The sequence below is a fragment of the Caballeronia sp. NK8 genome, from assembly GCF_018408855.1.
In the GTDB taxonomy this organism is placed as follows: Bacteria; Pseudomonadota; Gammaproteobacteria; order Burkholderiales; family Burkholderiaceae; genus Caballeronia.
On sequence record NZ_AP024322.1, the window covers coordinates 1,614,962 to 1,641,433 of the forward strand.

The 26,472-nt window shown below is 62.4% G+C and carries 23 protein-coding genes; 7 read left to right on the forward strand and 16 right to left on the reverse strand.

Annotated elements, in window-relative coordinates:
- Window positions 1–17: 17 nt before the first annotated feature.
- The 4 genes from NK8_RS07770 to NK8_RS07785 form a co-directional block, all read right to left on the reverse strand.
- Window positions 18–1,403 carry an HlyD family type I secretion periplasmic adaptor subunit gene (locus tag NK8_RS07770; RefSeq protein ID WP_225936143.1) on the reverse strand — a complete coding sequence of 462 codons (1,386 nt, stop codon included), beginning with the start codon at window positions 1,401–1,403 and terminating at the stop codon, window positions 18–20.
- Window positions 1,400–3,127: a type I secretion system permease/ATPase gene (locus NK8_RS07775; RefSeq protein ID WP_213225958.1), complete on the reverse strand. Its 1,728-nt coding sequence runs from the start codon at window positions 3,125–3,127 to the stop codon at window positions 1,400–1,402. The genes NK8_RS07770 and NK8_RS07775 overlap by 4 nt, the downstream gene beginning before the upstream one ends.
- On the reverse strand, window positions 3,124–4,434 hold the full coding sequence (locus NK8_RS07780; protein ID WP_213225959.1) for a TolC family outer membrane protein: 1,311 nt from the start codon (window positions 4,432–4,434) through the stop codon (window positions 3,124–3,126). Before NK8_RS07780 ends, NK8_RS07775 begins: the two co-directional genes overlap by 4 nt.
- Before the next feature lie 291 nt (window positions 4,435–4,725).
- A complete protein-coding gene (locus tag NK8_RS07785; protein WP_213225960.1) occupies window positions 4,726–5,967 on the reverse strand; it encodes a cystathionine gamma-synthase family protein in 1,242 nt (413 codons plus the stop codon).
- Between the two features lie 166 nt (window positions 5,968–6,133).
- Between NK8_RS07785 and NK8_RS07790 the strand changes: the two genes are divergently transcribed.
- From NK8_RS07790 to NK8_RS07810, 5 genes are all read left to right on the forward strand, one after another.
- A complete protein-coding gene (locus tag NK8_RS07790) occupies window positions 6,134–6,856 on the forward strand; it encodes a glutathione S-transferase (protein ID WP_213225961.1) in 723 nt (240 codons plus the stop codon).
- Window positions 6,857–6,883: 27 nt separating this feature from the next.
- Entirely contained in the window at window positions 6,884–7,687 is an 804-nt protein-coding gene (locus NK8_RS07795; RefSeq protein ID WP_213225962.1) for an aldo/keto reductase, read from the forward strand.
- Window positions 7,688–7,830: 143 nt separating this feature from the next.
- Window positions 7,831–9,567, forward strand: a complete 1,737-nt coding sequence (locus tag NK8_RS07800; RefSeq protein ID WP_213225964.1) for a ClcB-like voltage-gated chloride channel protein — start codon at window positions 7,831–7,833, stop codon at window positions 9,565–9,567.
- A 229-nt stretch (window positions 9,568–9,796) separates the two neighbouring features.
- Window positions 9,797–10,063, forward strand: coding sequence for a hypothetical protein (locus tag NK8_RS07805; protein ID WP_213225966.1), 267 nt, complete (start codon window positions 9,797–9,799; stop codon window positions 10,061–10,063).
- A 31-nt stretch (window positions 10,064–10,094) separates the two neighbouring features.
- Window positions 10,095–10,337 (forward strand): DUF2795 domain-containing protein, encoded by a 243-nt coding sequence (locus NK8_RS07810; protein ID WP_162065720.1) that lies wholly within the window; start codon window positions 10,095–10,097, stop codon window positions 10,335–10,337.
- 473 nt (window positions 10,338–10,810) lie between these two features.
- On the opposite strand, the gene NK8_RS07815 is transcribed toward NK8_RS07810, so the two are convergent.
- The 4 genes from NK8_RS07815 to NK8_RS07830 all read right to left on the reverse strand — a co-directional run bounded on the left by NK8_RS07815 (window position 10,811) and on the right by NK8_RS07830 (window position 15,056).
- Window positions 10,811–11,128 carry a hypothetical protein gene (locus tag NK8_RS07815; protein WP_213225967.1) on the reverse strand — a complete coding sequence of 106 codons (318 nt, stop codon included), beginning with the start codon at window positions 11,126–11,128 and terminating at the stop codon, window positions 10,811–10,813.
- 278 nt (window positions 11,129–11,406) lie between these two features.
- Window positions 11,407–11,799, reverse strand: a complete 393-nt coding sequence (locus NK8_RS07820; RefSeq protein WP_213225968.1) for a DUF3592 domain-containing protein — start codon at window positions 11,797–11,799, stop codon at window positions 11,407–11,409.
- Window positions 11,796–12,284 carry a type VI secretion system tube protein Hcp gene (locus tag NK8_RS07825; protein ID WP_213225969.1) on the reverse strand — a complete coding sequence of 163 codons (489 nt, stop codon included), beginning with the start codon at window positions 12,282–12,284 and terminating at the stop codon, window positions 11,796–11,798. The genes NK8_RS07820 and NK8_RS07825 overlap by 4 nt, the downstream gene beginning before the upstream one ends.
- Before the next feature lie 408 nt (window positions 12,285–12,692).
- Complete coding sequence (locus NK8_RS07830) at window positions 12,693–15,056, reverse strand: AsmA family protein (protein ID WP_213225970.1); 2,364 nt, start codon at window positions 15,054–15,056, stop codon at window positions 12,693–12,695.
- 109 nt (window positions 15,057–15,165) lie between these two features.
- On the opposite strand from NK8_RS07830, the gene NK8_RS07835 reads away from it, so the two are divergent.
- Both NK8_RS07835 and fetB read left to right on the forward strand, forming a co-directional pair.
- On the forward strand, window positions 15,166–15,873 hold the full coding sequence (locus NK8_RS07835; RefSeq protein ID WP_213225971.1) for an ATP-binding cassette domain-containing protein: 708 nt from the start codon (window positions 15,166–15,168) through the stop codon (window positions 15,871–15,873).
- Window positions 15,870–16,685 carry an iron export ABC transporter permease subunit FetB gene (gene fetB, locus NK8_RS07840; RefSeq protein ID WP_213225973.1) on the forward strand — a complete coding sequence of 272 codons (816 nt, stop codon included), beginning with the start codon at window positions 15,870–15,872 and terminating at the stop codon, window positions 16,683–16,685. The genes NK8_RS07835 and fetB overlap by 4 nt, the downstream gene beginning before the upstream one ends.
- A gap of 10 nt (window positions 16,686–16,695) precedes the next feature.
- Here the strand turns inward: fetB and NK8_RS07845 are convergent, their stop codons facing one another.
- From NK8_RS07845 to ligD, 8 genes are all read right to left on the reverse strand, one after another.
- Window positions 16,696–17,172: a VOC family protein gene (locus tag NK8_RS07845; protein WP_162065727.1), complete on the reverse strand. Its 477-nt coding sequence runs from the start codon at window positions 17,170–17,172 to the stop codon at window positions 16,696–16,698.
- 37 nt (window positions 17,173–17,209) lie between these two features.
- Window positions 17,210–17,680, reverse strand: coding sequence for a VOC family protein (locus tag NK8_RS07850; protein WP_061179232.1), 471 nt, complete (start codon window positions 17,678–17,680; stop codon window positions 17,210–17,212).
- A gap of 131 nt (window positions 17,681–17,811) precedes the next feature.
- Window positions 17,812–19,749: a response regulator gene (locus NK8_RS07855; protein WP_162065728.1), complete on the reverse strand. Its 1,938-nt coding sequence runs from the start codon at window positions 19,747–19,749 to the stop codon at window positions 17,812–17,814.
- A gap of 74 nt (window positions 19,750–19,823) precedes the next feature.
- A complete protein-coding gene (locus tag NK8_RS07860) occupies window positions 19,824–20,285 on the reverse strand; it encodes a response regulator (RefSeq protein ID WP_162065729.1) in 462 nt (153 codons plus the stop codon).
- On the reverse strand, window positions 20,278–22,635 hold the full coding sequence (locus NK8_RS07865) for an ATP-binding protein (RefSeq protein WP_213225975.1): 2,358 nt from the start codon (window positions 22,633–22,635) through the stop codon (window positions 20,278–20,280). Before NK8_RS07865 ends, NK8_RS07860 begins: the two co-directional genes overlap by 8 nt.
- A complete protein-coding gene (locus tag NK8_RS07870) occupies window positions 22,632–23,261 on the reverse strand; it encodes a biliverdin-producing heme oxygenase (RefSeq protein WP_213225976.1) in 630 nt (209 codons plus the stop codon). The genes NK8_RS07865 and NK8_RS07870 overlap by 4 nt, the downstream gene beginning before the upstream one ends.
- Before the next feature lie 212 nt (window positions 23,262–23,473).
- Window positions 23,474–23,725: a hypothetical protein gene (locus NK8_RS07875; RefSeq protein ID WP_213225978.1), complete on the reverse strand. Its 252-nt coding sequence runs from the start codon at window positions 23,723–23,725 to the stop codon at window positions 23,474–23,476.
- A gap of 40 nt (window positions 23,726–23,765) precedes the next feature.
- Window positions 23,766–26,465, reverse strand: a complete 2,700-nt coding sequence (gene ligD / locus NK8_RS07880; RefSeq protein ID WP_213225979.1) for a DNA ligase D — start codon at window positions 26,463–26,465, stop codon at window positions 23,766–23,768.
- Between the last annotated feature and the right edge of the window lie 7 nt (window positions 26,466–26,472).

A 26,472-nucleotide genomic window follows, 5' to 3' on the forward strand; every position in this document is an offset into this window, starting at 1 on the left:
TCGCGTGCAGGTTCAACTCAATCCCGCATCGACCTCTGAAGTCCATCCCTCACAGGTTCCAGCAAATAATCAAACGCGCTCCTCGTTCGTGTCTTGATGAAAACCTCCGCCCGCAACCCAGGCCCGAGCGCCACCGGTTCCTTCGCCAGCAGATTCGCCCGTGCAAGCGCCTGCGCCGAAATCTCCACGCGCGCCACATAAAACTGCTGATGATTGTCACGATCCGCCAACGAATCTGCGGAAAGATAAGCGACCTTGCCCTCAAGAACCGGCGACGTTCGCGGGTTGTACGCAGTCAGCCGCACATCGGCCGCGCTGCCGATCGCAATCTCGCGAACGTTATCGGGCTTGATCTTCGCCTCGACGATCAGCGGCGTTCCAGATGGCACAAGGTCGAGGATGGGGTCACGCGGACCGATTGCTTCGCCGATCGTGTGCACCCTGAGGCCGACCACCTCTCCGGCCACCGGCGCGACAATGCGGGTTCGCGCATCCGTGTCCCGCGCGGGCCGCAACTGCTCCTCGATCTGTCCGGCCTTTTCCGTGCTTTCTTTAAGCTGAGTATCGGCCGATCGAACGTAGTCGTTGCGCAATGAAGCGATCTTGAGCGTGAGATCCGTTTGCCGCTGCCGCGATCGAATCAGTTCAGCTGTGTCGGACTGCTGACGTGACTGATAGTCAGCGGCGGCGCGACGAAGCTCCATCATTTTCGTCTCCGTGACATAGCCCTCGCTTCGCAATTGCTCGTTGACGTGCAATTCCTGCTTCGCGATGCCGAGGCTCTGTTCACTGGTGCTCACGAGCGCACGTTCTGCATCTGTTTCCTGCCGTGTTTGAGCGAGTTGCTGTTGCAGGAGCACGAATTGATCTTCAAATGCGCGACGTTCCGAATCGAACAGCGTGCGCTCGCGCTGCAACTGCGCAGCGACGGCCGGATCGGTCTGCCGTGCAAGCAGTCGCTGCGGAAATGCAATTGAGCTTTGCATGTCTCGCTCCGCGGCTAGGCGCGCCGCCTTCGCTTCTTCATCGTCCAGTTGCGCCTGCAGGGCGGTCATTTCCGCGTTGGGGCGCACATCATCGAGCATGGCGAGCGTCTGACCGGCCTTGACGCGGTCGCCATCTTTCACGAGGATCGCCCGGACGATGCCGCCTTCCTGATGTTGAATGGTCTTGCGCTCACCTTCGTCGCGGACCAGCCCTTCGGCCACGACGGCTCCGGACAGCGGCGCAAGCGCTGCCCATGCACCCATCGCACACGCGCCCACGAAGACCGAGAGGGACCCGAATGCAATCGCCCGGTGTGGCAAGCCGAGCCCTTGAACCGTATCGTCCGAACGCGTCACGTTCTGTCGGGCGAGGCGACGCATCGTCCGATACAACCTCATCACATTACGATTTTTCATGACGCTGGCGTCTCCTGCCGAGACTCGCGCGAAGCTGACGCGGCCGGCCTCATGCGTGATTGCATCCATCCTTGTACGTGTTCGCGCGTGCCGAAACAATCGATCTCGCCTGCGCGCATCACCATCACGCGATCTGCAAGCGCAAGCACGGTTTGACGATGCGTCACCACCACGACCGTCACACCGTCGCGCTTCAAGGCCTGTAACGCCATATTGAGTCGACGTTCACCTTCGACATCGAGGTTCGAATTCGGCTCGTCGAGAAGCACGAGACGCGGGTCGCCAAAGAGCGCGCGTGCGAAAGCGATCATTTGTCGCTGCCCGCCCGACAAGGCCAGCCCGGAATCAACGATTTGCGTCTGATATCCGTCTGGCAACGCGAGAATCATGTCGTGCACGCCCGCCCGCTTCGCCGCGAGGACGATGGCCGCCGATTCATGCCGTGACGCATCGGGATGGCGAGCGATATTGGCCGCTACACTTCCTCCAAACAACTCGACGTCCTGCGGCACGTAGCCAAGGTATCGACCGAGCGACTCTCGCGGCCACTGGGCGATGTTCGCTCCATCCAGTCGAATCGCGCCCTCCCGCGGCGTCCAGACGCCCGCAAGCAGGCGCAGCAAGGTCGACTTGCCCGAAGCGCTTGGGCCGACGATCACCAGAAGTTGCCCCGCCGCGAGCGTGAACCGCACGTTTCCGAGCAACGCGCGCCCGCGCGGATCGCCGATCTCCCGGCTGCTGAAACTGGTGACATCGCTACTCAAATGACCCGCGGGACGGGGCAAAGCAATCGCCTGAGGCACGGGTGGCTGACGATACAGCTCATTGAGCCGGCTCCATGCTTGCCGCACTTCGGTCAGCTGTTTCCAGCTTCCGATGATCTGATCGATCGGTGCAAGGGCTTTGCCGAGCAGCAGCGTTGTCGCCATCATGACGCCGCCCGTTGCGAATTGATTGATGACGAGCCACGCGCCCGTTCCCATCATCACAACCTGAATCGCCTGCCGCGCGATCTTGCCAATATTTCGATTGAGCGCAGATGTGTCCGCAACCGATGTCTGAACGTCAACGTCGATGCGTCGACGCTCAGACCATGCGTCGATCATCGCCTTATTCATTCCGAGAACGGTCACGATTTCGGCGTTCCTGTTGATCTGCGCGTAGAGCTGCTCGGTTTCCCTCTGCCGCGCAGTGTTGCTTCGAATGCTCGCCTCGGTCATGCGGTCGTTGGCAAACGCAAGCCCGACCAGCACCACCGTGCTCGACATGGCGAGCAAACCCAATGACCAATGAAACAGAAACATGACGAAGAGATAGAACGCGAGCCACGGCAGATCCATCAGGGCGATGACTCCGGCGCCCGACAGAAAGGAACGGACAGCCGCGATATCGGATGGGGTGGCCAGCGCATGCGCGGACGCGCGACGCGCTTGCATCTCGACCCGCGCGGTTAGCGCAAGGCGATCGAGCCGGTCGCCGACCTGACGCGCGAGATGGCTCAGAATACGCGCGCGCACGACATCCACGCACAGCATCATGCCCAACGCAATGCACATGAAAACGATCAGCATCACGAGTGTTTCGATGCTCCGGCTGGGCAGCACGCGATCGTAGACCTGCAACATGTAGAGCGTGGGCGCGAGCACAAGGAGATTGCTGGCGACACCGAACGACGCGGCGATCACAAGATGTCGCCTGATCGCGTGCAAAATGGATCCGTTCATTTCTGTTGCGCTTCCGAATGGTTCACCGCAGCACCGATGAGGCCTTCGAGTGTCGTCTCGTCCAGTTGAGCGACGCTCGCCCGCAAGCGCAGAAACTGCATCACGGCGTCGTATCGAGCCTTCGCCAGATCACGCCGCGTCGTGAAGAGCTTCTCCGCCGCGCTGAGCACATCAGCGTTGATACGCACACCCGCCTTGAACCCTTTCTGATTCGATTTGAGCGACGTTTCCGCCGACAGCTGGGCCGTACGCAGCGCGGCGATTTGCGCGACGCTTTCCTGCAGCGCGAGATACGACTCGCGCGCGTCGAGGGCAGCCGAACGGCGCGCATCTTCGAGATCGCTCTGGGCCTTATCTTGCAATGCGAGTGCTTCGGCTTTCCTGCTCGACGTCTGTAGCCCATCGAATAATGGAATGCTTATCTGGATGCCGATTTCGCCCGAGCTTGCCCGGTTGGCGCCCGTGTAGAAGTTGGTCTGGCCGTTGATGAAAGCGGCATTCCCGTGGTTCACGTTGCCGACGATCGATACACTCGGCAGGTAGCCCGCGTCCACCTTGCTGACCTCGCGCCTTGCGATTTCGAGCGCTATCTCCTGCTGCCTCACGTCGAAAGACTCGCGTGCTGCGGTATCCGCCCAATGATCGGCGCTATCCGCCCCGATCGCGGGCGCGCTCAGGTCTGGAACAAGGGCATCGACGTTCGTGACCGGATGCGCCACGATCTTCTCGATCGCCGCATAGCACCTCAATACCTCCGCGTTCGCATGCACGAGATCCGATCGCGCCGCGTCCGCACCGGCTTGCGCTTCGTTCAGGTCGACGATCGTGGCGGCGCCGAGACTGAAACCGCGCTGGCTGATGGCCAGTTGTTCGTCGAGCGTGCGGACATGCTCATGCGCGAGGGCACGTTGGTCTTGCGCGGCGAGCGCGTCCAGATAGGCCTGGGTGGCGCGCAGAAGCAGATCCTGCCGTGCCGCCGCAAGCCCGAAGCCGGCGGCTATCGCACCGAGCTTGCCTTCCTGATAAGACTGCCAGTCATCCCACTTGAAAACGGCTTGATTGAGCGACAGGCTCGTGCCCAGTGTCGAATAAGATTCGGCAGGCTTGCCCGGAACAAAAATTCCGTTGCGGAAGACGGACTGACTCAGTTCCAGATGAGGTAATAACGCCGCTCTTGCTTCCGGCTCTTTCTGTATCGCCGCGCGAAACTGCGCTTCGGCGCTCGCGAATCGGGCGTCATGCTGTGCAGCTTCCTGCAAAACCTCGGATAGGCTTTCGGCCGAACAAGGTTGTGCTGTCAGCATCATCTGTAGTCCTGATATAAACACAAGGCACTTGACGCAAAGCGCTCCAACTATTGTTCGTTTCATGCCCTTTAGTCTCGATAGTGAACGTTGTCTTGAACGCTCCCCAATTCACCACCGCGACTATGCCGCACCCGCTTGCTCTGTGGCCCTAATCCAAATCCGAATTAAATGGTTAATGAATTAGCAAGGTTTCTTGCATTTTAATTCCGCGCATTGCCTTCGCTATATGGATCTGAAAGTTCTTGATTTGCGAGAAAAATATTGGCGTGCCGGATGCGGCACGCGCTTCTCTCACACCGCGCGCTTCAACGCCTGATCAAAATCAGCGATGAGATCGTCGGTATCCTCGATGCCCGCCGACAGCCGCAACATGCCGTCCGAAATGCCCATCGACTTGCGCACTTCGGGGCCGGCCTCGAAGAAGATCGTCGGCGCGACGGGGATGATCAGCGTGCGCGTATCGCCGAGGCCGGTCGCCTTGACCGGCAATTGCAGCGCATTGACCACTTCGATCATGCGCTCGGCATTGCGCAACTCGAACGACAGCAGCCACGACGCGCCCTTGAACAGCGTCTGCGCGATCTCATACTGCGGATGACTCTTCAGCCCCGGATAGAACACGCGCCCGATGGCCTCGTGCCGTTCCAGAAACTGCGCGAGGGCGAGCGCGTTCTCGCTGCACTTCGCGACGCGCAGCGCGAGCGTTTCCGCGCCCATCGCGATCGAATGCGCCTGCTCCGACGACAGCGACGCGCCCATGTCGCGCAGGCCCTTCTTGCGAATCTGCAGAAGGCCTTGCTCCTTCGACGGCGAGCGCCGGTATTCATCGGCGATGTTCGGATACGCGCTCCAGTCGAACAGGCCCGTGTCCGTCACCGCGCCGCCGAGCGCCGCGCCATGCCCGGCGATGGTCTTCGTGAGCGAATTGACGACGAGACTCGCGCCGACCGTTTTCGGCCTGAACAGCGCAGGCGACGTGATCGTGTTGTCGACGACATACGCGAGCCCGCGCTCGCCGCACAGCTCGCCGATGCCCTTCAGATCGGGAATCTGCGTGCCCGGATTGGCGATGGTTTCGACGAACACCATGCGCGTGTTCGGCTTGATCGCGTTCGCGACGTTTTCGGCGGAGGTGGCATCGACCATCGTCACTTCGATGCCGAGCGTTCGCAGCGTGCCGAAAAGGCTGTTGGTGTTGCCGAACACGTAGCGGCTCGACACGAGATGATCGCCCGCGCGCAGCAGCGTGAGGAACACGGCAGTCAGCCCCGCCATGCCGGTGCTGAAGCAGATCGACCCGACGCCTTCTTCGAGACTCGTGATCTTGCGTTCGAGCGCGGCCGTAGTGGGCGTGCCCTGACGCGCGTAGTTGAAGCCGCCCTTCTTCGTGCCTTGGAACACGCCGATCAGATCCTCCACGCGCTCGAATCCGTACTGGACCGATGTGTGGATCGCCTGGCGCACGCCGCCGTGCTCGACGCCGACGATTCTGTCGCCGTGAACGATGCCTGTGGTGAAGCCTTGCTTGTCCATCCCTTCTCCGCTACGTCGAAAACGCAAAACATCGATTTTGCACGATCTGCGCCCGTTCATGGCGTTATCGCGCGACGGGAACGTGTGTTGCTCGCCGCTTCATCGAAAAAGCGCACACTCGCATGTCGCCGCGAACGCGGCATGCCCCAACCAGGAGCCCTTTCTCATGGCTTACGAACTTCATTACTGGGACGGATTGCAGGGCCGCGGCGAATTCGTGCGGCTCGCGCTGGAAGATGCCGGGGCGCAGTACATCGATGTCGCGCGCGCATCGAACGGCACGAACGCGATGATGAAAGTCCTGAACAGCAAGACCGAGGCGCATATCCCGTTCGCGCCGCCGTTCCTGAAGGACGGCGAGCTGATCGTGGCGCACGTCGCCAATATCCTTCTCTATCTCGGGCCGAAGCTCGGACTCGCGCCGAAGGACGAAGGCCTGCGCTACGTCGCGCACGGCGTGCAACTGACGATCGCCGATTTCGTGACCGAAGTGCACGACACGCATCATCCGCTCGCCACCGATCTCTACTACGAAGATCAGAAGGACGCCGCGAAAATCCGCACGCGGAGTTTTCTCGACAAGCGCGTGCCCAAGTTCATGAACTATTTCGAGCGCGTGCTGAAGCAGAATCCGCACGGCGACACGCAGATGATCGGCGATATCACGACTTACGTGGATCTTTCGATCTTTCAGATCGTCGATGGGCTGCACTACGCCTTCCCGCGCGCGATGAAAAAGTTCGGCACGCAGTATCCGCGCGTCGCGGCGATTCACGACGCGGTGCTGCAAAGACCGAATATCGCGGCGTATGTCGATTCGCAACGGCGCATCCCCTTCAACGAATCGGGCATTTTCAGGCACTATCCCGAACTCGATCAGGACGCGTGAAACCCCCACGCAAACTCAGGAGCCAGCATGGTAGAAACGATTCCTTCCTTCGGTCTCGGCACGTTTCGCGTCGACGCCGCGAAGACCACGAACGCCGTAAAAAGCGCGTTGCAGATCGGCTATCGGCATATCGACACCGCGCAGTACTACAACAACGAAGCCGCCGTCGGCCAGGGCGTGCGCGAGTCGGACGTGCCGCGCGACGACATCTGGGTCACGACGAAAGTCTGGTGGGAGCGGCTTTCGCGCGATGCGCTCGTCGCAAGCCTGAAGGACAGTCACGCGAAGCTCGATATCGGCACGATCGATCTCGCGCTCGTGCACTGGCCGTCGCCCGACAGCGCGGTGCCGATCGCCGAAACGCTCGCGGCGATGCAGGAAGCGCAGAAGCTCGGGTTGATCCGTCATTTCGGCGTGTCGAACTTCACCGCGCCGCTGCTCGAAGAAGCGCTGAAGGCGCCGGGCGGCAAGGACATCGTCACGAACCAGTTCGAAGTGAGCCCGTTTCTCGCGAACCGCAAGCTCGTCGAGGCGACGCAGCAGCTCGGCGTGAAGGTGACCGCGTACATGCCGCTCGGCGAAGGCCGCGCGCATACGGACGCGACGCTCAAGGCCATTGCGGACAAACACGGCGCGACGCCCGCGCAGGTCACGTTCGCGTGGCTGCTGTCGCGCGATATCGTGGTGCTGTCGGCATCGACGAATCCGGCGCATCAGCAGGCCAACTGGGACGCGCAAAAGCTCAGGCTGGACGCCGACGACATCGCGAAAATCGATGCGCTCGACGAAGGCAAACGCCACGCGAATCCGCCGTTCGCGCCGAAGTGGTGAGGTCCGACGCAACGAACGCAGCCCGGCCGAGCGCGCCGGGCTTTTTTGCGCCCGCCGCACGCGGGCCGCAGCGCGACGGCGCAATGCTATCCTTGCGACTCCCTTATTCCGTTTCCTTCTAAGCTTTCCACGATTTAGCAAAAGTGCTCTCATTCCTGCTCAAGCTCCGTACACGCGCCCAACGGCTCTTCCGTCTGTCGGACTCGCATACGATGCTCGTCTGGGCGGTCGTCGTCGGCGTGGCCGGGGCTTTCGCGACGTCGGTCTTCCGCGAAGGCATCGAGTTGCTGCAGCGTCTTCTGGGCAATCATTCGGAAGGTCTCGTCGCGCTCGCCCGCAGCCTGCCGTGGCCCGTGCGTATCGTGCTGCCGGCGGCGGGCGGGCTCATCGCGGGCTTCTGCCTGCTGATCGCCCGCAAGCGCGCTAGCAAGAACGCCACCACGGACTACATGGAAGCCGTCACCATCGGCGATGGCGTGGTGCCCGTGTGGCAGAGCCTGTGGCGCAGCCTGTCCTCGCTCATCACGATTTCGAGCGGCGGCTCCATCGGCCGCGAAGGCTCGATGGTCCAGCTCGCCGCGCTCGTCTCATCGCTGATCGGCCGCTGGGTGCATTTCGATCCGCCGCGCCTGCGGCTGCTCGTCGCGTGCGGCGCCGCGGCCGGTATCACGTCGGCGTACAACGCGCCGATCGCCGGCGCGTTCTTCGTCACCGAACTCGTGCTCGGCTCGATGGCCATGGAAAGCTTCGGGCCGATCGTCGTGTCGTCGGTCGTCGCCAATATCACGATGCGCGAATTCGCCGGCTATCACCCGCCGTACGAGATGCCGGTCTTTCCGGCCATCACGGGCGTCGAAGTGCTGCTGTTCGTCGTGCTCGGGCTGCTGTGCGGCGTGCTCGCGCCGCATTTCCTGAGGTTGCTCGCGGCATCGAGAAAACGCTTCTCGATGCTTCCCTTGCCCTTGCCCGTGCGCCTCGCGCTGGGCGGGCTGATCGTCGGCGTGATCTCGATCTGGTGGCCCGAAGTTTGGGGCAACGGTTACGAAGTGGTGAACTCGCTGCTGCACGAGCCGTGGACTTGGGGCGCGCTCCTGACCGTGCTGGTCTTCAAGCTCATCGCGACGGCAGCCACGGCGGGCTCGGGCGCGGTGGGCGGTATTTTCACGCCGACGCTCTTCGTCGGCGCGGTACTCGGCTGCCTGTACGGCATCGGCGTGCACGCGATCTGGCCGGATCACACGTCCGCGCCCTTCGCCTACGCGATGGTCGGCATGGGGGCGTTTCTCGCCGCCGCGACGCACGCGCCGCTCATGGCGATCCTGATGATTTTCGAGATGACGCTCTCGTATCAGGTGATGCTGCCGCTGATGCTCTCGTGCGTGATCGCGTACTTCATCGCGCGCACGTCGGAGCAGACCTCCATGTACGAGGTCACGCTGCGCCGCAATCGTGAGGAGAAAGAGCGTCTGCGGCTGGCCGCGACGCAGATGCGCGAACTGGTCAAGCCCGCCGATACCGTCGTGCCGCTCACCGCGAATATCAAGGACATGACGCGCGTGTTCCTCGAATATCCTGTGAAGTATCTCTACGTAGTCGATGAAGGCGAGCGCTTTCGCGGCGTGGTCGCACTGAAGGACATCACGTCCGACTTGCTCGACGAGCACGACACCAAAACCAAAACCGCCGCGGACTATCTCCAGCCGCAATTCGACGTGCTCACGCCCGACATGTCGCTCGGCGAGGCGCTACAACACTTCCTCGCGTTTCAGGGCGAGCGGTTGCCGGTGATCGAGAAAAAGACCCAGCCGCTCCTGCTCGGCGTCGTGTACAAAACCTCGCTTCTGGACGCATACTTCCGTTTGAACCCGACTTCGCGCTGAAACTGCGCAGCCGTGCAATTTCGCGGCGCGCAACGACGCGTGCGCGCGTCTCGCGTGCGAGTCGGATCAACTTCATATTTCACTCGAAATACGTCCGCGCGACGCCCACTCGTCGCGCCCGTGTGCGCATCGTCCGAACGGAAACGCGCGCACGGCGAGCAGCTTGACGACGCATCGGCATAGGCTTTGCTTGGTGCTTCTCGCTGCTTCCGTGAGGAGGGGTTGCCCGATGAAGACCTCAACGTTGTTGTCGATGGCCCTGGTTTCGGTCTCGTGCTATGCGGCGCCGCTGCACACGAGTTCGACGGATGACGCCATGGCCACCGCTGCCGCGACGCGCGCCGCGTTGCGTGTGAATGCCGCGCCTGTCTCGCCGCCCGCGCCGGAAGTCGCGGCGCAGGATCTCGATCATGCGCGCTGGCGTCACGTGCCGCTGCCGAAGTCGCGCACGCCGAGCCACGGCATGGCGAGCCAGCCGATCCAGGTGCAGACCTGACGCGGCCTCCTTTCACTTTCTGGACCTCGCAATGACCGACACGCACGCAAAACACGCCTTGAACGACGAGCCGATCGACGATGAGATCGCTCAGGTGCTGCGCCTCGTGAAATATCCCGCGAACAAGGACGCGATCGTCGATGCGGCGCGCGAAGCGGGCGTGTCGAACGACGTGATCACGCTGTTCGATGGCCTGCCGGAACAGGATTACAAGGACGCGGATTCGGTCGAGCAACTGTTGGGCAGCAATGGGGGACCGGGCATTTCGATTTAGTGTGCGCGATTGTGTTGCGCGGATTCGCGCAGGTCTGACAAATCGTTATTCACCAATCACTTAGCGTGACTACGCGAGGCTTTTCAACACGACTGTCCACAGAAATTGTGGACAAGTTTCTGTTGCGGTGCAGCACCTCCCTACCTCGAAGTCGGACAACTAAGTCGTTGAAATTTAGACGTTTCAGACATGTTGTAAACGCCCCCTCGTGACCCCAGTTGTTCCCACTTCCCGGCAAAAAGGGAGCTTTTAGCGAGCAACGGACCATGCAACTCACCGAACTACAACTAACAAATCTAAGCGCCGCTGACGTGGCAAGACCCTCTCCGACAGCCCGAACGCCTCGACGTGCAGTCCGCGCGCAGCAGCACGCTCATCCATACTCCCATCGTCGTTCGCATGGCTCGCTCCGTGGTCCAGGGTTTGTCGCCTTGGACCACGAAATGCGAAGCAATGCAACTGCACGCCAAACTTTAATCGCCGAGCCAATCGTCAAGATATGAAAAGCCGACCTGGCCTTTGTTCGACATGTTCCCCATCATGAAGCCTGCTCCTGCGCCATCAACCAACCCGGCACTCTCCCCAACCAGAATGATTAGGGCGTGAGCGATGTCGAAAATAAACCACTTCCTGTGCATGAGCGCGGCTACCATTGATTCGATGTCGAAACCACCACACAGGATCAAAGAGCAACCGGCTGAAACCAGAACCCCGGCACTCACATCCATGTACAGTGCCGGGCCTTCGAAATCGGTGTCCGCTAACTCTTTCCCGTTAAAGCCCGGCATCATCCATACGCCACCCCGACCAAAAAAATCCGCTGTGGCGAGTGTTCCCGAAAGACTCCCACTTTTTAAAACGAACTTCGGAAGTTGGATTTGTGGGAGTCGGAGCGATGTAGGTAGGCGGGCAAACTCAACTCCGCTCCCTAAGCCACGGTAGGAAAAAGCCCATTGCTGTCCTCCGGGGGCGCGGAATGTAACGTCTCCCCCTGAAAAAAGCATCGGCCCAACGTTTGCACCATATGCTGCTCCCGTTTTGCATTTCCACTTGCTGTCTCTAATTTCAATCATATTCGTTTAATTGAGCGACCTGAGATGCCGGCATACATCGCCGCAATAGCGACCACCCCTAAGATAAGTTCGAGGCCCCAAAGATTGAGAACGTCATTCAATTCAGGCTTGACGTCCGGTGCCTTCGGGTCGTAGCGAACCTCGACGGCTTCTCCGAGTGCGAAGGCTTGAAGGCGACTAACAAAAAGCGAGTAAGCGACATCGCGCTCTCCGTTGTTCACAACGAATTCCGCGAGAGCCTTATGCGGAGAATACACGTGAACAATCCGACCTTGCGCCAGCATTGAAGCGTTATAAAATTGCCAATGCATACCTCCGAATAGAGTCAATAGGTAGATCAAAAAGCCCGCAAAGGCAAACGCCACGAAGTTAAAACGACGCGCTTTCATGCAACATCAGGGCCAAGTTTGTGCTGAGCGACGGCTGTACCCACAGCAAGGCCATCTTTCTCCGGCGAATACTCCCACTTGAATTCCGTAAAGGACACAATCACTTCTTCGAAGTGCCCTCCAGAAAAGCCGAAAGGCTCCAATTCCATAAACATTACGTTCTTGAAGTTAATCTTCGAAAAATCGAATGGCGGCGGCGCTATCTTTCCCAGCGCCGCTGGGAGAGCTTGCGCCGTAGCGCTCCGTATGGAAAGAGTTGCGTGCTCGGCAACCTTATTCGCCAACATATGATTCAGCAAACTCACGGAAGCACGATCCACGCGATGGCCAAAACTTAAATTGCGGACACTCGTATTCTTACCTTTTTTATCTCGGTGCGTCTTGGAGAAACGCCACTTCCAACTGATGACATTTATTTCCCCGATATGACCAGCGTCGGTTGACTCACCGGTAACATCAGTCATCTTGAACCAGATATTCGACATCCCTTTTTCCTTTTCGCTGCTTGTTAACAAAAATATTCAGTGATGCTTATTTAGTTTCGACAAATATCGCGACTGCGAAAGAGGAAGCACGAAATTTGACAGGGCGTTGCGTTCATTCGGGCAACGCGAAGACGAGCCTGTGGATGTGTAAGACGCCCATTCAACGCACCGAGCGCGAACAAAAAACCCGGCGCGATCCGCATCACGCCGGGTTTTCTGAGCCAATTCAAGAAACTAGGTGAGTCGCCAAGCGGTTGTCCACAACCCTATCCCCTTGTACTGGGGATAAGTCATGCAAGCAATGGCGCGTCTTGAAGCGCACGCGACTTTCCCTTTGACGTCACGCACTTAGCCAACTTCCCGGCACGTTTTCAACAGGGTGCTCCCCAATTGCTGGGGACAAGTATCTCAACTCCCCCGATACTGCGAAGCACTCGCCGGCGCGGGCGCGGCAGGCTTCTTCGCCGCGCCCTTGGCCGCCGCCGCACCCGACGACATATAAGCCGGCGCCGCCTTCGCCTTTTCCTTCTGCCCCGCCGGCGGCGCGCTCGGCGCTTTGCCTATATCGGCGAGCATCTGCTGGCAAGGCAGCGGCTTGTTGTTGCTCGGCGCGATCAGCGGAATCAGCGCCGCGAACGGATTGATGAGCCCCAGACCGACCATCGCGCCACCGCGTACCGCGAGCGCCCCGACGCTCACGCCGACCTTCGGATCCTTGAGCGTGCCCTTCACATACAGCGGCGAGCGCAGCGAAAACACGCGGAAGCCCTTCGTATGCGGATGGATGCCGAGGTCCATATCCTCGGTCTTCATGTTGATGGTGCCGTCGACGTTGATGACCGCGTCGTCGGTATCGAGCGCGAAGACGCGCGAATCGAGCACGCCATCGGTCACGACGAAGTCCGCCGCCGCGCAGTTGATGTTCACGTCGCGCTTGCCAAAGAGCTTCTCGTACACGACATTCGCGACGTTCAACCCCGCGGCCTCCATGTACAGCCGGCTCACGGTGCCTTCCGTGATCAACGCCTTCACCTCACCATTCGATGACGCCGCTAGCGCCGCAGGCGAATTGCCCGTCGCCGAAAGCGCGGCATCGCCGTTGATCTCGCCGAGCGCCGATTGCATCGTCTTCACGGTCGGGAACAGCTGCTTCAGCTTGAGATGCCGCGCCTGTGCCGACACGCGACCTTTCAGCGGCGCCGCGCTGCCATCAAGATGAATGTTGGTTGCAATCGATCCGCCCGCCACGCCGAACTTGAGCGGCTCGAACGACAGCACGCCGTCGGTCATCAGGACGTGCGTATACAGGTCCGTGATCGGCAGGTCCGGGTCCTTGATGATGCGCTGGCCGGTGAACTTCACATCGGCGTCGATGGACTTCCAGCGATCGGTCTTGAACTCCTCGGTGGGCAGCGCCTTCGATGACGGCTGCTTCTCCTTCTCGCCGCGCTTGGCCTTGCTCGCGTTCGAATCGGCGCCGATGATCGGCGCGAGATCCTTGAACTGCAACAGATGCGACACCAGTTCGCCCTTGAGCAACGGACGCGGCTTCCTGCCCGCATAGACGAGCGAACCATTGATGTCACTGCCGCCCACGCGTCCCGTGAAGTTCTCGTAGTGGAACACGTTGCCGTCCTCGCGGAACTGGCCAGTGAGACGCCCTTCGGTCGCGAACGGCGGCGTTTCGGGCAGCGTCACGCCGGTGAACGGATAGAGATGCGCCATGCTGACCGCCTGAATCCATAACCGCAGATCGAGCGCGGCGAGATGCGCGGGATCGGTCACGGTGCCGACAAACGCGATGTGCGTGTCGCCGAGGCGCACGTCGGCCTGCACGGGGAACGGCCGCTTCGCGTCCTGCACGGCGAGCACGCCGCCCAGCTTGCCGTCGCCCGAGACCTTGCCGCCGTTGTACGTGCCCTTCACCGTCCAGCCGAATGCGTACGGCGGAATGGGCGGCTTGGGCCCTTCCTTGGTCGTGATGCTGGCGTTCGCCGACACGCTCGCCGGATTCGGCGCCGATGCATTCGCCGCCGCCGCAGCCGACGCCGCCGATGCCGCCGACGCTTCGGATGCCGCGGCCGCGTCGGCCTGTTTGTTGAGCTTTGCCGCGCCGCTCTTGCCGACCATCTCCGCCGATGATTTCGCCGACGCCGCCTCTTGTTGCTTCATCACGTCGCCGATCGGCACGGGCTGGCCGAGCGTATCGACGACAACCTTCATCTCCGCCTTCGTCACCTGATCGGAAATGCTGATCGTGCCTTTCGCGAGCGAGATGTCGCCGAGCTTCAGATTCCACGTCGACGGCTCGGTCGACTGCTTGAACTTGAAAGTCCAGTTGTTGCGGTTGTCCTTGAGCCGCTCGATGTCGACCGACGGATTCACGAGGTTGATCGTCGGGATCACGATGTCATGCGCGAGCAGCGGCAGCACGGCTACCTGGAAGTCGATTTCATCGAGCGTCGCGAAGAATTTTTCGCGCGTCCAGTCCGGATTCGCGATGGTGATCTTTTCGGCGGAGAAGCGCGGCCACGGGACCCAGCGCTTCCAGCCCGTCTCGTTCGGCGGACGATGCCAGCCGACTTTCAGATCGCCGGTAATTTCGAAGCGCCGTCCGATCGCCTCCGATACCTTGTCATCCACCCACGGCCTCAGCCGGTTCCAGTCGAAGGTCAGGAATATGACCACCAGTATTGCGATCAGAACCGCCAGAACGGCAAAAAACCATGCGACGATCCTTCCGATTTTTCCGGTCGTGCGGGCCTGCACCATGACGGCTCCATCCGTTTTTTCTGATTATGTGAGCGGCAGCACATAGTGTGCCCGCCGAACGACGAATGTCCGTAAGATGTCCGCTATAAAAACCTGCCCCACGAAAACGATGCCCGACGCGACATCGCCCACTTACACGCCTCCGGTCGAACTGGTCGCGGCGCACGGCATCGTGCGCCGTGACGCCGTGCGCGCCACGACGCTTCTGCAGCCGACGGACTTCGCGCTCTACGCGGGCCAGCGCGCGTCGATCACCGGGCCGTCCGGCTCGGGCAAGAGCGTCTTGCTGCGCACGCTCGCCCTGCTCGATGCGAGCGACGCCGGATACGTGACGTGGCGCGGCGAGCGCATCGCGCGGGCACGGATACCGGCTTATCGGCGGCGGGTCGCGTATATCGCGCAGCGGCCCGCGATGCTCGACGGCACCGTCGAGGACAATCTGCGCTATCCGTTCACGCTCAAGACCTATTGCGACGCACACTTCGATCGCGACACCGCGACGCGACTGGCGCAAGCCGCCGGACGCGGCGCCGATTTCCTCGACAAGCTCGCCAGCGATCTTTCGGGCGGCGAGGCGCAGATCGCTGCGCTCGTGCGCGTGCTGCAGCTCGCACCCGATGTATTGCTGCTCGATGAACCGACCGCATCGCTCGATCCGGCTTCGGCGCGCGCGATCGAAGCACTCGTCTGCGCATGGTTCGACGCCGATGCCGAACGCGCCTGTATCTGGGTATCGCACGATCCGGCGCAGGCGGCGCGCGTCGCCACGCGTCATCTGACGATGAACGCCGGCGTGCTCGGCGAGGACACGCGATGAACGGTTATCAGAACCTCGGTCTCGTCGACATCGGACTGGCAGCGGCGCTGATCGTCGTGAACGGCGCGCTGTCGGTCGCGCTCAATCTCGGGCTCGAACGCAAGCTGCTGATCGCCGCGATCAGGACCGTCGTGCAACTGCTTTTGATCGGCTATGTGCTCGGCTGGGTGTTCGCGTTCGATCGCTGGTATGTCGTACTGCCGCTGATGGCGTTGATGACCGTCATCGCCGGATTTGCGGCATCGGGTCGTGGTCGGCGCACCTACGCGGGACAGCGCGCGGACAGCATCGTCTCTATCTGGGTCAGTTCGTGGCTGATCGGCGCGTTCGGGCTGTTCGTCGTGATCCGGATCCATCCGTGGTACGAACCGCAATATGCAATTCCGATTCTCGGCATGATCCTCGGCAACACGCTGACGGGGGTGTCGCTCGGCATCGAGCGCATGACGGAGGAACTGACCGCGGGGCGCGCGGCGGTGGAGATGTCGCTCGCGCTCGGCGCGTCGCGCTGGGAAGCGGCGCAGGGACCCGCGCGCCAGGCGGTGCGCGCGGGCATGATTCCCACCCTGAACCAGATGGCCGTGGTCGGCCTCGTCAGCCTGCCGGGCATGATGACCGGCCAGGTGCTCGCCGGGCAGTCGCCCTTGCAGGCGGTGCGCTATCAGATCGTCATCATGTTTCTGATCGCGGCGGCGTCGGGGCTCGGCGTGGTCGGGGCCGTCGTGATGACGTATCGGCGGCTCTTTTCGCGCGATCACCGGTTCATGGCGGCGAAGCTCGTGGAGCGCAAACCCCGCAAGCGCGCCGCCTAGCGCGTCCGCATCACGCGCCGTTGTAAGCCCGGTCCAGCTCCGCGATATCCAGCTTGATCATCTGCCGCATCGCGTGCATCGTGCGATCGGCCTTTGCCGGATCGGGGTCCTGCAGCATCGCAAGCAGACGCCTTGGCGCGATCTGCCACGTCACGCCGTAGCGGTCCGTGAGCCAGCCGCACGCCAGCGACTGGCCGCCGTCCAGCAGCTTGTCCCAGTAATGGTCGATTTCTTCCTGCGTTTCGCATTTGATGAACATCGACAACGCCGGCGAGAATTTGAAATCGGAGTTGCCGTTCAGCGCCAGGAACGCTTCGCCTTCCAGTTCGAACAGAATGGCGAGCACGCTGCCGACCGGGCCGGGGCTCGATTCGGTATGGCGCATGATCTCCGTGATGCGCGCGCTCCTGAATATGCCGACATAGTAGTTCACAGCCTCCTCGGCGTTGGCATCGGCGAACCATAGACAAGGGGAAATCTTGTTCATGTGCGGGTCTCCGTTCGTGGAATCGTGGAATCGTGCGTCATGCGCACGGCTGTTGTCCCATCGCCTGCTTCATTTCTTCCGGCGCGACGTCGCGCACGTGCGTCGCGACCGACCATTGATGGCCGAACGGGTCTTCCAGGCGCCCGTATCGATCGCCCCAGAACATGTCGGCGACGGGCATCGTCACTTTCGCGCCGGCGCTTTCGGCCTGCTTCACGGTGGCGTCGACATCTTCGACATACAGGTGGATCGTGACCGGCGATCCCTTCAGTTCCTTCGGACCGACCGAGCCAAATTGCGGAAATTCATCGACGAGCATCAGCGTCGAATCGCCGATCTTCACCATCGCGTGCATGAGCTTGCCGTCCGGTCCGGGCAGGCGGCCCAGCTCGACGGCGCCGAACGCGCGTTTGTAGAACTCGATCGCATCGGCAGCGCCCGCGCAGACGAGGTGCGGGGTCAGCGTATGCATGCCTTCGGGAATCGGCTTGACGGCGGAAGTGGACATATCGGCTCCGTGTAGAAAATGAGGCACGCCGGTCTGGCGCGGCTCTCTACCCTACAACGAACGGCCGTGCCGTCAATCGACATATACGCGCGCGCAACGTCAAATTTTTTCACGCCGGTTCGCGCGATAGCTTATTTCGAAGGCTGCTCCGCGAGCGATCGAATCAGCGCTTCGAGCCGCGAGAAATTCACGGGCTTGGTCAGATGGTCGCGAAATCCCGCTTCGCGGCAACGGCGGATGTCCTCGTCCATGCCATAGCCCGTGATCGCCACCGAAGGCTTGTCGGGCTGCAAGGTCTGCCACGCCCGCGCGATGTCCAGCCCGCTGCCATCCGGCAAGCCGATATCGCTCACCAGCAGATCGAACGGCCCGCCCTTCGCGCGCTCCAGCGCGTCCCCGACGGTCACGGCGACCGTCACTTCGTGGCCGAGCATTTCGAGCACTTCGGCCATCGCCGACGAAGTCTGCTCGTTGTCCTCCACCAGCAGCACTCTCAGCGCGCATCCCTGCTCCGCGCGCGCAGCCTCGACGAGCGGCTCATCCTCGTGCGCGGGCTGCAGTTTCGCGAGCGGCAGCGTAAGCGTGAAGCGCGCGCCCGTATCGCGGCCCTCGCTATGCGCCGAGAGCGTGCCGCCATGTTTCTGCGCCAGCGTGCTGGCGATCGCAAGGCCGAGGCCCAGGCCGCCGAACGAGCGCGTGATGGAATCGTCGGCCTGCTCGAACGCCGAGAAAATGCGCGGCAGCGCTTCCGCACTGATGCCGATGCCGCTGTCCGTCACCGACACCGCGATCGTCATCGGGTCCGGGTTCCACGTCCGCACGTCGATGCGCCCGCCAGCCGGCGTGAACTTCACCGCGTTCTTCATCAGGTTCCAGACGATCTGCTGCAGGCGCGCGGCATCGCCGAGCACGACGAATTGCGCAGCGTCGAAACGCGTGTCGAGCGTCAGGCCCTTCGCGCGCAGATCGGCCTCGGACATGTCGAGTGCGCTCGTCAGCAAGGTATCGAGCGCGACGCTCGCGAAATTGAGCGACAGCTTGCCGCGCGCGATGCTCGTGAGGTCGAGCAGATCGTCGATCAGCCGCGCTTCGAGTTCGACGTTGCGGCGGATGAGATCAAGTGTCGGATGCGCCTCGCGCGGCAGCGAGTGCTTCATCTCCAGCAAACGCACGGCCGCGAGAATGGGCGTGAGCGGCGTGCGCAACTCATGCGACAGCACCGCCAGAAAATGGTCCTTGGCGCGGTTCGCCGATTCCGCCTGGTCCTTGGCAAGGCGCAGCGCGTCGGCGGCCATGTGGGCATCGGTCGCGTCGCGCACGATCTTCGAAAAGCCGATCAGCTCGTCGTGCTCGCTGCGGATCGCGGTGGTCACGCCCGACGCGAAGAACGAATGGCCGTCCTTGCGCCAGAGCCAGCGGTCGTCGCTCGCGCTGCCTTCGCGCCGCGCCGTCGCGAGCTCGGCCTCGAACACGCCCGCTTCGCGGTCTTCCTGCGCATAAAAAATGCTCGCGGACTGACCCAGCACGTCCTGCGCCGGAAAGCCGAGAATGCGCTCGGACGCCGCGTTCCACGTGCGGATGCGTCCTTCCGGGTCGAGCGTGATGACGGCGTAGTCCTTCAGCGCGTCGATGAGCAGGCGGAAGTGCGTCTCCGTCTCGCGCAACGCCCGCTCGACCGCGATGCGTTGCGCGCGCTCCGCGCTCTCGCGCATCGCGCGACGCACGACGGCGGGGAGGCGTTGCAGACGCTGCTTCAGCACGTAGTCGGTCGCGCCGCGCTTGAGCATGTCGACGGCATGCTCTTCGCCGAGCAGGCCCGACACGAAGATGAACGGCGTGTCCGGTGCGCGCTCGCTCGCGATCGTGAGCGCCTCGATGCCCGAAAACGTGGGCATCACGAAGTCGGCGAGGATCACGTCGAAACGCTTTTTCTCCAGCTCGGCGATGAAGGTCGCGGCGTCGTACACGATCGCGGCATCGACCGCGTAATCCGCGCGCTCAAGTTGGGCGATGGTCAGCTCCGCATCGAGTGCGTTGTCTTCGACGAGAAGCAGATGCAGGGGCTGCATGATCTAGACGTCCTCTTCAAAGGACGCTTGAGCGGGCATCGGACTGGGCGAGTTCGCGAACATGAGCGCAGCGGTCATTGCGCGGGCGGGCGGCGAAAACGCGTCGAGCCCGGCGGCGGTTCGTTGAGCACGGCCCAGAACACGCCGAGATCGCTGATCGCCTCGACGAACTCCGCGAATTCCACCGGCTTCACCACGTAGGCATTGACGCCGAGTTCATAGCTGCGCACGAGATCCTGTTCTTCGCGCGATGACGTGAGCATGACCACCGGAACGCTCTTCAACGACGCATTCGAGCGGATCATGTCGAGCACTTCGAGACCGTCGATCTTCGGCAGCTTCAGGTCGAGCAGGATCACCGCCGGATTGCCGGGGGCGCGCTCCTTCCATTCGCCTTCGCAAGTGAGATAGTCGATGGCTTCCTGACCGTCGCGCGCCACGATCACTTCGTTCGCGAGCTGGCTCTTGCCGAGCGCGACGAGCGTGAGTTCGAGGTCGTTTGGATTGTCTTCGACGAGCAATATCGGTTTAAGCATGGTCTTTTTTTGGCTTTGTGACTGACGCCCCCGGCGTGACGCTGGCGCTGCGGAAAACGACCGGCAGGGAAAAATAGAATACCGCGCCCTCTCCCAGCCGCCCTTCTGCCCACGTGCGTCCATCATGACGCTCGACGATGCGCCGCACGTTGGCGAGTCCGATGCCAGTGCCTTCGAACTCTTCCGCGCGATGCAGCCGTTGAAACACGCCGAACAGCTTCGCGCCATATTTCATGTCGAAGCCGACGCCGTTGTCGCGCACGCCGATCACGTATTCATCGGCGCTTCGGGTAGCGAATATCTCGATTTTCGCCGATTCCCGCGTTCTCGTATATTTCACCGCATTCGAAACGAGGTTGCGCAGCGCGAGTTGCAGGAAAGTGGCGTCGCCGGTCACGCGCGGCAGTTCGCCGATCACCCAGTCGATGTGCCGCTCCGAGCCTTCCGCCTCGAACTCCTGCACCACGCCGCGCACGAGCAGGCCGAGATCGACCGGAGCGGGCCTGAGCGCCGCGCGGCCCATCTGCGAAAAGGTCAGCAGATCGTCGACGAGCGTGCCCGCGAAGCGCGCCGAATCCAGCATGTTGTTCAGAAAGCGCCGGCTCTTGTCCGACATGCGCTCGCCTTCCTGCTCGCGCAGCAGGTCGCCATACCCAGCGATATGGCGCAGCGGCGCGCGCAGATCGTGCGACACCGAATACGAGAACGCCTCCAGCTCCTTGTTCGCGCGCGTGAGTTCGGTCGCGAGTTCGGCGCGCTCTTCGGCACGGCGCAACACGATGTTGAGCAACGCGCCGCGCAATTCGCTGGCGATTTCGAGTTCGCCCTGACGCCACATCGCGGAATGTCCGCGCACCGTTTCGAGCCACGGCGAAAAGTTCGTGCGCGGCGCGCTCGCGCCATCGGCGTCTTCGATCTTGACCGGCTCGCCCGCCCATTTGATCGTCTGCATCAGCTCGGGCCTGAACCAGAGCAGGTAGTTTCGAAAGATCTGCGAGACCGGCAGCGCGAGCACGCCGCAAGCCTTGTCCTGGTGCGCCTGCGCGGGCGGCCATTCGCGCGCGAGCGAATCTGTGGCCCACACGCCGGAGGTGTGATCCGCGAGCCAGTGCGTGAGCGCGCGCACGGTGTCTTCGTCGGGCGTCGAGCCGAGCAGCGTGATCTGATCGTCGAACACGATCGCCGCGCCCGCCGAGCGCGCGAAGCTCAGCACGTCCTTCGGCACCGACTGCAAGCCGCCGACGAAGTTGTCGTGCTCGCCCATCGCGGAGATCAGGCGTCCCATCGTGCGGCGCAGCGCGGCCAGATACTCGCCTTCCTCGCGCTCTTCCTTCGCCTCGATCTGCAAGGACAGCATGTGCCCGAGATGCTCGACCGCCACGCGCGTGCTGAACGGCACGATGCGCGCGTCGTGATCGTGGCACGACACGAGTCCCCACAGCTTGCCGCGCACGACGATCGACACCGACATCGACGCATGCGTGCCCATGTTGCGCATGTATTCCAGATGCACGGGCGAGAAGCTGCGCAGCGTCGCGTAAGTGAGATCGGTCGGACGGTTCGTGACGGGGTTCACGTTCGGCACGAGGCGCGCGGGCCGGTAGTTCACATCGGCGACGAGACGGATGCGGTTCTTCAGATACAGCGCGCGCGCCTGGCGCGGAATGTCCGACGCGGGAAAGAACTGATGCAGGAACGACGCGTAACCTTCATCGCGGTCTTCCGCGAGCACATGACTGCGCCCTTCTTCGTCGAAGCTGTAGAGCATCACGCGGCCGAAGCCCGTGATCGCGCGCACTTCGCGCACCGCGAGTTCCGCGAGCGCCTGCACGCTCGCCGCGTCCTGAAGCCCGCGCGCGAACGTGCGCACGAGCGGATACATCGATGCGAACGCGTCGCCCGTCGCCGCCGCGGCTTCCATCTCGACGATCAGCATGCCGTCGTGACGATGCAGCGTGATGTCGAAGCGCGTTGCCGGCGCGACCTCGACCGCACCGATGTAGAGCGGCGCGTCGTCGAGCGCGGAGGTGGCCGCCGCCTGCGCGATGCGTTGCGCGCCCGCTTCGCCCAGCACGGCATCGAGCGGTGCGCCGAGCAATGCTTCGACGCTCGCGCCGGTCAGCGAAGCCAGGTTTTCGCTCGCCTGCACGATGCGCAACTCACCGTCGAGCACGAGCAGAAAGCCATGCGGCTGAATGCCGCCGGGAATGTGGATCGGCTCGGCGTCGCAGTCCTTGCTCGCGACGCCCGAACTGAGCGTGCGCCGGCGCGCTTCGGCATCGGGCGGACCTTGCGATGCTTCGTGCAATGCCCGCGCGCCGATGGGTGGCTGGCTCGCGGATTCGCTCATGAAGCCGCTCCCTGCCCCGGTTGCGATGGTGCGAGATCGGCGGCTTCGGGACACAGCCACGCGTGCAGGCTTTCGAACGTCGCGATGGCTGCTTTCACTGCATCGTCGTGATGAAGCGCCGGCACCGATGCCGCCGCGATCTCGCGAAACGCGTTCCACATGCTGCCCGTGCGCGGGCCATAACCATCGAAATAGGCATTGCCGATACCGGGCGTCAGAGCGAGACGCTGCGCCACGTGCGGCGCGATGAAGCGGCCACCGAGCGTGCTGCCTTCCATCACGTACATCGACCCGAACGCTTCTGCAACGTTATGCATGTGCGGCAGGTCGTTGCGCGGATCGGCCCGCGGTACGCAATCGCCCGTGCGCTGTTTGCCCGTCAGCGCGGCGAGATCGGCGGCGAGGAGCGGCGCCTTGCGGCGCGCATCGAAAAAGTCTTTCAGCGATGCGGGCATGCATGCGCCCGCCGCGTCTTCCCAGGGCGCGACATAGCCTTGAAAGCGTTCGAGCAGCGCGATGTACTCGTCGCGCTGCAGATCGTCGCGCATCAGGTCGAGCGCATTCTCCAGCCGCGCATGGCACGCGGCGGTCTCATTCTTCAAACGCGACAGAAGGTCGAGTGGCATGTTCCGTTGTATTGGCTTCGGGCCGCGAGGCGGGCAAAGGATGCGGGCATCGGAAGGGCTTACCGGTTCGCGCGTATCGTGCAGCGCGTGCATCGGTAGAAAAAACGCGGCAAACGTTGATCCCCGGACCGCTCATGAATTAACGACTCATTCTACGCAAGCGGCCCGCGCACTGCTATTTGCCGAGGCTTTTCACCGTTCGGTTCACCGCTTCATCGCTTCACCGGTTCAGCGTCGTCGCCTTCGCCTTGCCCCGGAGGAAACCCTCGCAGCGGCTTGTCCGTGTCGACGAGACCGCGTTCGATATCCTCATGCGCCTGCTTGCCGACATCGCGCGCTTCATGTTCCCGTTGCGAGTCGACGTTCTGATCCGCCTCGTGCGGCAGCGGCGCGTTCGAGGCATCGTCGCGCTGCTTTCCCGCGCGCTCGGGCGCGCTCTTCGGACTGGTGCTGGCCTGCTTCATGATCGTCTCCCTGTGTGACTTGCGTGACCTGTGTGACGGCTCACTTGCGCGAGCCGTTCATGCCGAGCCGCTTCTTCATCGCCGCCGTGAGCCGTTGACGCGCCTTGTCATAGCCCGTCCACGGATCGCGCTTCAATGCGTCGAGCCGCTCGCGCACGTTGCCGATATGCCATTGATCGCCGCTTTTCACGTCGCCGAGTTCGTCCCACGAGATCGGCATCGATGCGCCGAGCCCCGGACGCGCACGCAGCGAAAACGCCGCAACCGTGCTCGACCCGCGGTTGTTGCGCAGATAGTCGATGAAGATCTTGCCCTTGCGATTCTGCATGCCCATCTTCGCGGAGAAGAGCTTGGGCAGCGTGCTCGCCATGTGCTGCGCGACCGCCTGCGAGAAGTCCTTCATGTCGTCCCAGCTCGCCTGCTTCGCGAGCGGCACGACCACATGAAAGCCCTTGCCGCCGCTCGTCTTGCAGAATGATGTAAGGCCCAGTTCGGCGAGCAGTTCCTTCGTGAGCTTCGCGGCCTCGAGCATGCGTTCCCAGCCGACGCCCTCGCCCGGATCGAGATCGAACACCATGCGATCCGGCTTCTCGATGTTCGACGCCACCGCGTTCCACGTATGCAATTCGATCGTGCCCATCTGCGCGGTGCCGACAAGCGCCTGCGCCGATTCGATCGTCAGCAGCGCGGGATGTCCCGGATCGATATCGGGATGCTGCTTGATGTGCGGAATCGCGAGCTTCGCGCTGTGCTTCTGAAAGAACAGCTCGCCGCCGATATCTTCCGGCGCGCGCACGAGCGACACAGGCCGGTCCTTCAGATGCGGCAGCATCCAGTCGGCGACCGACGCGTAATACTCGACGACATCGAGTTTGGAACAGCCCGACGATTTGTCGATCACACGCTCAGGATGACTGATCTTCACGCCTTCGACTTCCGCCGAAGTGGCTTTGCTCTTCACAGCCGCCTTCTTCGCCGTGGTCTTCGACGCCACCTTCTTCGCCGATGCCGGCACTTCCTTCACGATCTGACGCGCGGGTTTATCGTCGCGCAGACTGACGAACGAGGCTTGTCGCACGATGCGCTCCTTGGTCCATTCCGCGAAATTGCACTCGGCCACGAGCTCGGGCCTGACCCAATGCACGGGCGTGCGGCTGCGTTCCTGCGGTTCGCTCGCAAACGGCATGCGTTGCGTCTCGCGGCGGTCGAGTTCCTTCTTCACCGCGACGAGCGTCGCATGGTCGAAACCGCTGCCCACGCGTCCCGCGTATTGCAGCTTGCCGTGCGCGTCGTAGACGCCGAGCAGCAGCGCGCCAAATTGCGCGCGGCTGCCCGCCGGCTCCGAATAGCCGCCGATCACGAACTCCTGGCGGCGCCTGCACTTGAGCTTGATCCACGCCTTGCTGCGCCCCGACACATAGGTACTGTCGATACGCTTGCCGATGATCCCTTCCAGCGCCATGTCGCAGGCGCTCTTGAGCAACGCCTCGGCGTGAAAGGCGAAGTCCTGCGAACAGCGCAGCACCGGATCGTCGACGGGTTCGATGAGCGCCTTCAGGATCGCGCGACGCTGCACGAGCGGCACATGGCGCAGGTCGTAGCCGTTCAGATACGGCGCGTCGAAGAAATACACGACGATGTCCTGCGGCCGTCCCGCGTCGAAGGCGTTCTGCAGCGCCTGGAAATCGGGCAGACCGCGATGGTCGAGCACCACGGCTTCGCCGTCGAGCCAGCCGCTTTCGATGTCGAGCCGCTCCAGCGCCTTCACCTGCTTCGAAAACTTCGCGGTCCAGTCGTTGCCGTTGCGCGTATGAATGCGAATCTCGCGCTTGCCCTTGATCGTTTCGATACGCACCAGCACGCGATAGCCGTCGAACTTGATTTCGTAGGCCCAGTCGTCGCCGGGCGGGGCGGCATCGACGAGCGTCGCGAGCTGCGGCTCGAACGTCGCCGGCAGCTTCGCCTTGCGCGCGCCCTCGATCGCCGGTTCGTGCGACAAGGTGCGCAACGACTCGGCGCTCCGATTCGCAACGATGTCCGGATGCGCGTGTCCATTGCCTTTCGTGCTGACCGTCTTGCGCGCCGGCGCTTTTTTCGCGCTGGCTTTGCGCTCGGTCCGCCCGCGCACGGCACCGCTCTTGTCGCGCGCGCCAAGTGATGTCGACAGCACGCTGCCGGGCTTCTTCAAGAGGATGTCGTATTCGGTCTCGGGCCGCGCTGCGTCGTCGCGTTCCTTGATGAGCAGCCACTGCTCCTTGTCGCCGCTGCCGCGCATGTGGCTCTTCACGAGCGTCCAGCCGCCATGCAGCTTTTCGCCGTCGAGCGTGAACTTGAGCTTGCCTTTCTCGTACTCGCGTGCAGCTTCATCGACGCTGCCCGACTGCGGCGCCCACGTTCCGCGATCCCACACGATGACGCTGCCCGCGCCGTAGTTGCCCTCGGGAATCTCGCCTTCGAACGAACCGTAATCCAGCGGATGATCCTCGACATGAACCGCAAGCCGCTTCACCGATGGATCGAGGCTCGGGCCTTTCGGCACCGCCCACGACTTGAGCGTGCCATCGAGTTCGAGACGGAAGTCGTAATGCAGACGACGCGCATCGTGTTCCTGGATCACGAACGACAACGCGCGCTTCGCCGATTTCTTCGCGCGCGCGCTGCGCTTCGCGGCAGCGCCGGACGGTTCCGGCGTCTTGTCGAAGCTGCGTTTGCGCTGATAGGTTGCGAGTTTCTCAGCCATCGTCGTC

Coding starts and splice junctions, on each gene's coding strand:
- NK8_RS07810 (WP_162065720.1), top strand. CDS start 10,095: ATGACCGACACGCACGCAAAACACGCCTTGAACGACGAGCCGATCGAC.
- NK8_RS07770 (WP_225936143.1), bottom strand. CDS start 1,403: ATGAAAAATCGTAATGTGATGAGGTTGTATCGGACGATGCGTCGCCTC.
- NK8_RS07830 (WP_213225970.1), bottom strand. CDS start 15,056: ATGGTGCAGGCCCGCACGACCGGAAAAATCGGAAGGATCGTCGCATGG.
- NK8_RS07795 (WP_213225962.1), top strand. CDS start 6,884: ATGGTAGAAACGATTCCTTCCTTCGGTCTCGGCACGTTTCGCGTCGAC.
- NK8_RS07865 (WP_213225975.1), bottom strand. CDS start 22,635: ATGAGCGAATCCGCGAGCCAGCCACCCATCGGCGCGCGGGCATTGCAC.
- NK8_RS07855 (WP_162065728.1), bottom strand. CDS start 19,749: ATGCAGCCCCTGCATCTGCTTCTCGTCGAAGACAACGCACTCGATGCG.
- NK8_RS07860 (WP_162065729.1), bottom strand. CDS start 20,285: ATGCTTAAACCGATATTGCTCGTCGAAGACAATCCAAACGACCTCGAA.
- NK8_RS07850 (WP_061179232.1), bottom strand. CDS start 17,680: ATGTCCACTTCCGCCGTCAAGCCGATTCCCGAAGGCATGCATACGCTG.
- NK8_RS07875 (WP_213225978.1), bottom strand. CDS start 23,725: ATGAAGCAGGCCAGCACCAGTCCGAAGAGCGCGCCCGAGCGCGCGGGA.
- NK8_RS07825 (WP_213225969.1), bottom strand. CDS start 12,284: ATGTCGAATATCTGGTTCAAGATGACTGATGTTACCGGTGAGTCAACC.
- NK8_RS07790 (WP_213225961.1), top strand. CDS start 6,134: ATGGCTTACGAACTTCATTACTGGGACGGATTGCAGGGCCGCGGCGAA.
- NK8_RS07805 (WP_213225966.1), top strand. CDS start 9,797: ATGAAGACCTCAACGTTGTTGTCGATGGCCCTGGTTTCGGTCTCGTGC.
- fetB (WP_213225973.1), top strand. CDS start 15,870: ATGAACGGTTATCAGAACCTCGGTCTCGTCGACATCGGACTGGCAGCG.
- NK8_RS07785 (WP_213225960.1), bottom strand. CDS start 5,967: ATGGACAAGCAAGGCTTCACCACAGGCATCGTTCACGGCGACAGAATC.
- ligD (WP_213225979.1), bottom strand. CDS start 26,465: ATGGCTGAGAAACTCGCAACCTATCAGCGCAAACGCAGCTTCGACAAG.
- NK8_RS07835 (WP_213225971.1), top strand. CDS start 15,166: ATGCCCGACGCGACATCGCCCACTTACACGCCTCCGGTCGAACTGGTC.
- NK8_RS07870 (WP_213225976.1), bottom strand. CDS start 23,261: ATGCCACTCGACCTTCTGTCGCGTTTGAAGAATGAGACCGCCGCGTGC.
- NK8_RS07845 (WP_162065727.1), bottom strand. CDS start 17,172: ATGAACAAGATTTCCCCTTGTCTATGGTTCGCCGATGCCAACGCCGAG.
- NK8_RS07820 (WP_213225968.1), bottom strand. CDS start 11,799: ATGAAAGCGCGTCGTTTTAACTTCGTGGCGTTTGCCTTTGCGGGCTTT.
- NK8_RS07775 (WP_213225958.1), bottom strand. CDS start 3,127: ATGAACGGATCCATTTTGCACGCGATCAGGCGACATCTTGTGATCGCC.
- NK8_RS07780 (WP_213225959.1), bottom strand. CDS start 4,434: ATGATGCTGACAGCACAACCTTGTTCGGCCGAAAGCCTATCCGAGGTT.
- NK8_RS07815 (WP_213225967.1), bottom strand. CDS start 11,128: ATGATGCCGGGCTTTAACGGGAAAGAGTTAGCGGACACCGATTTCGAA.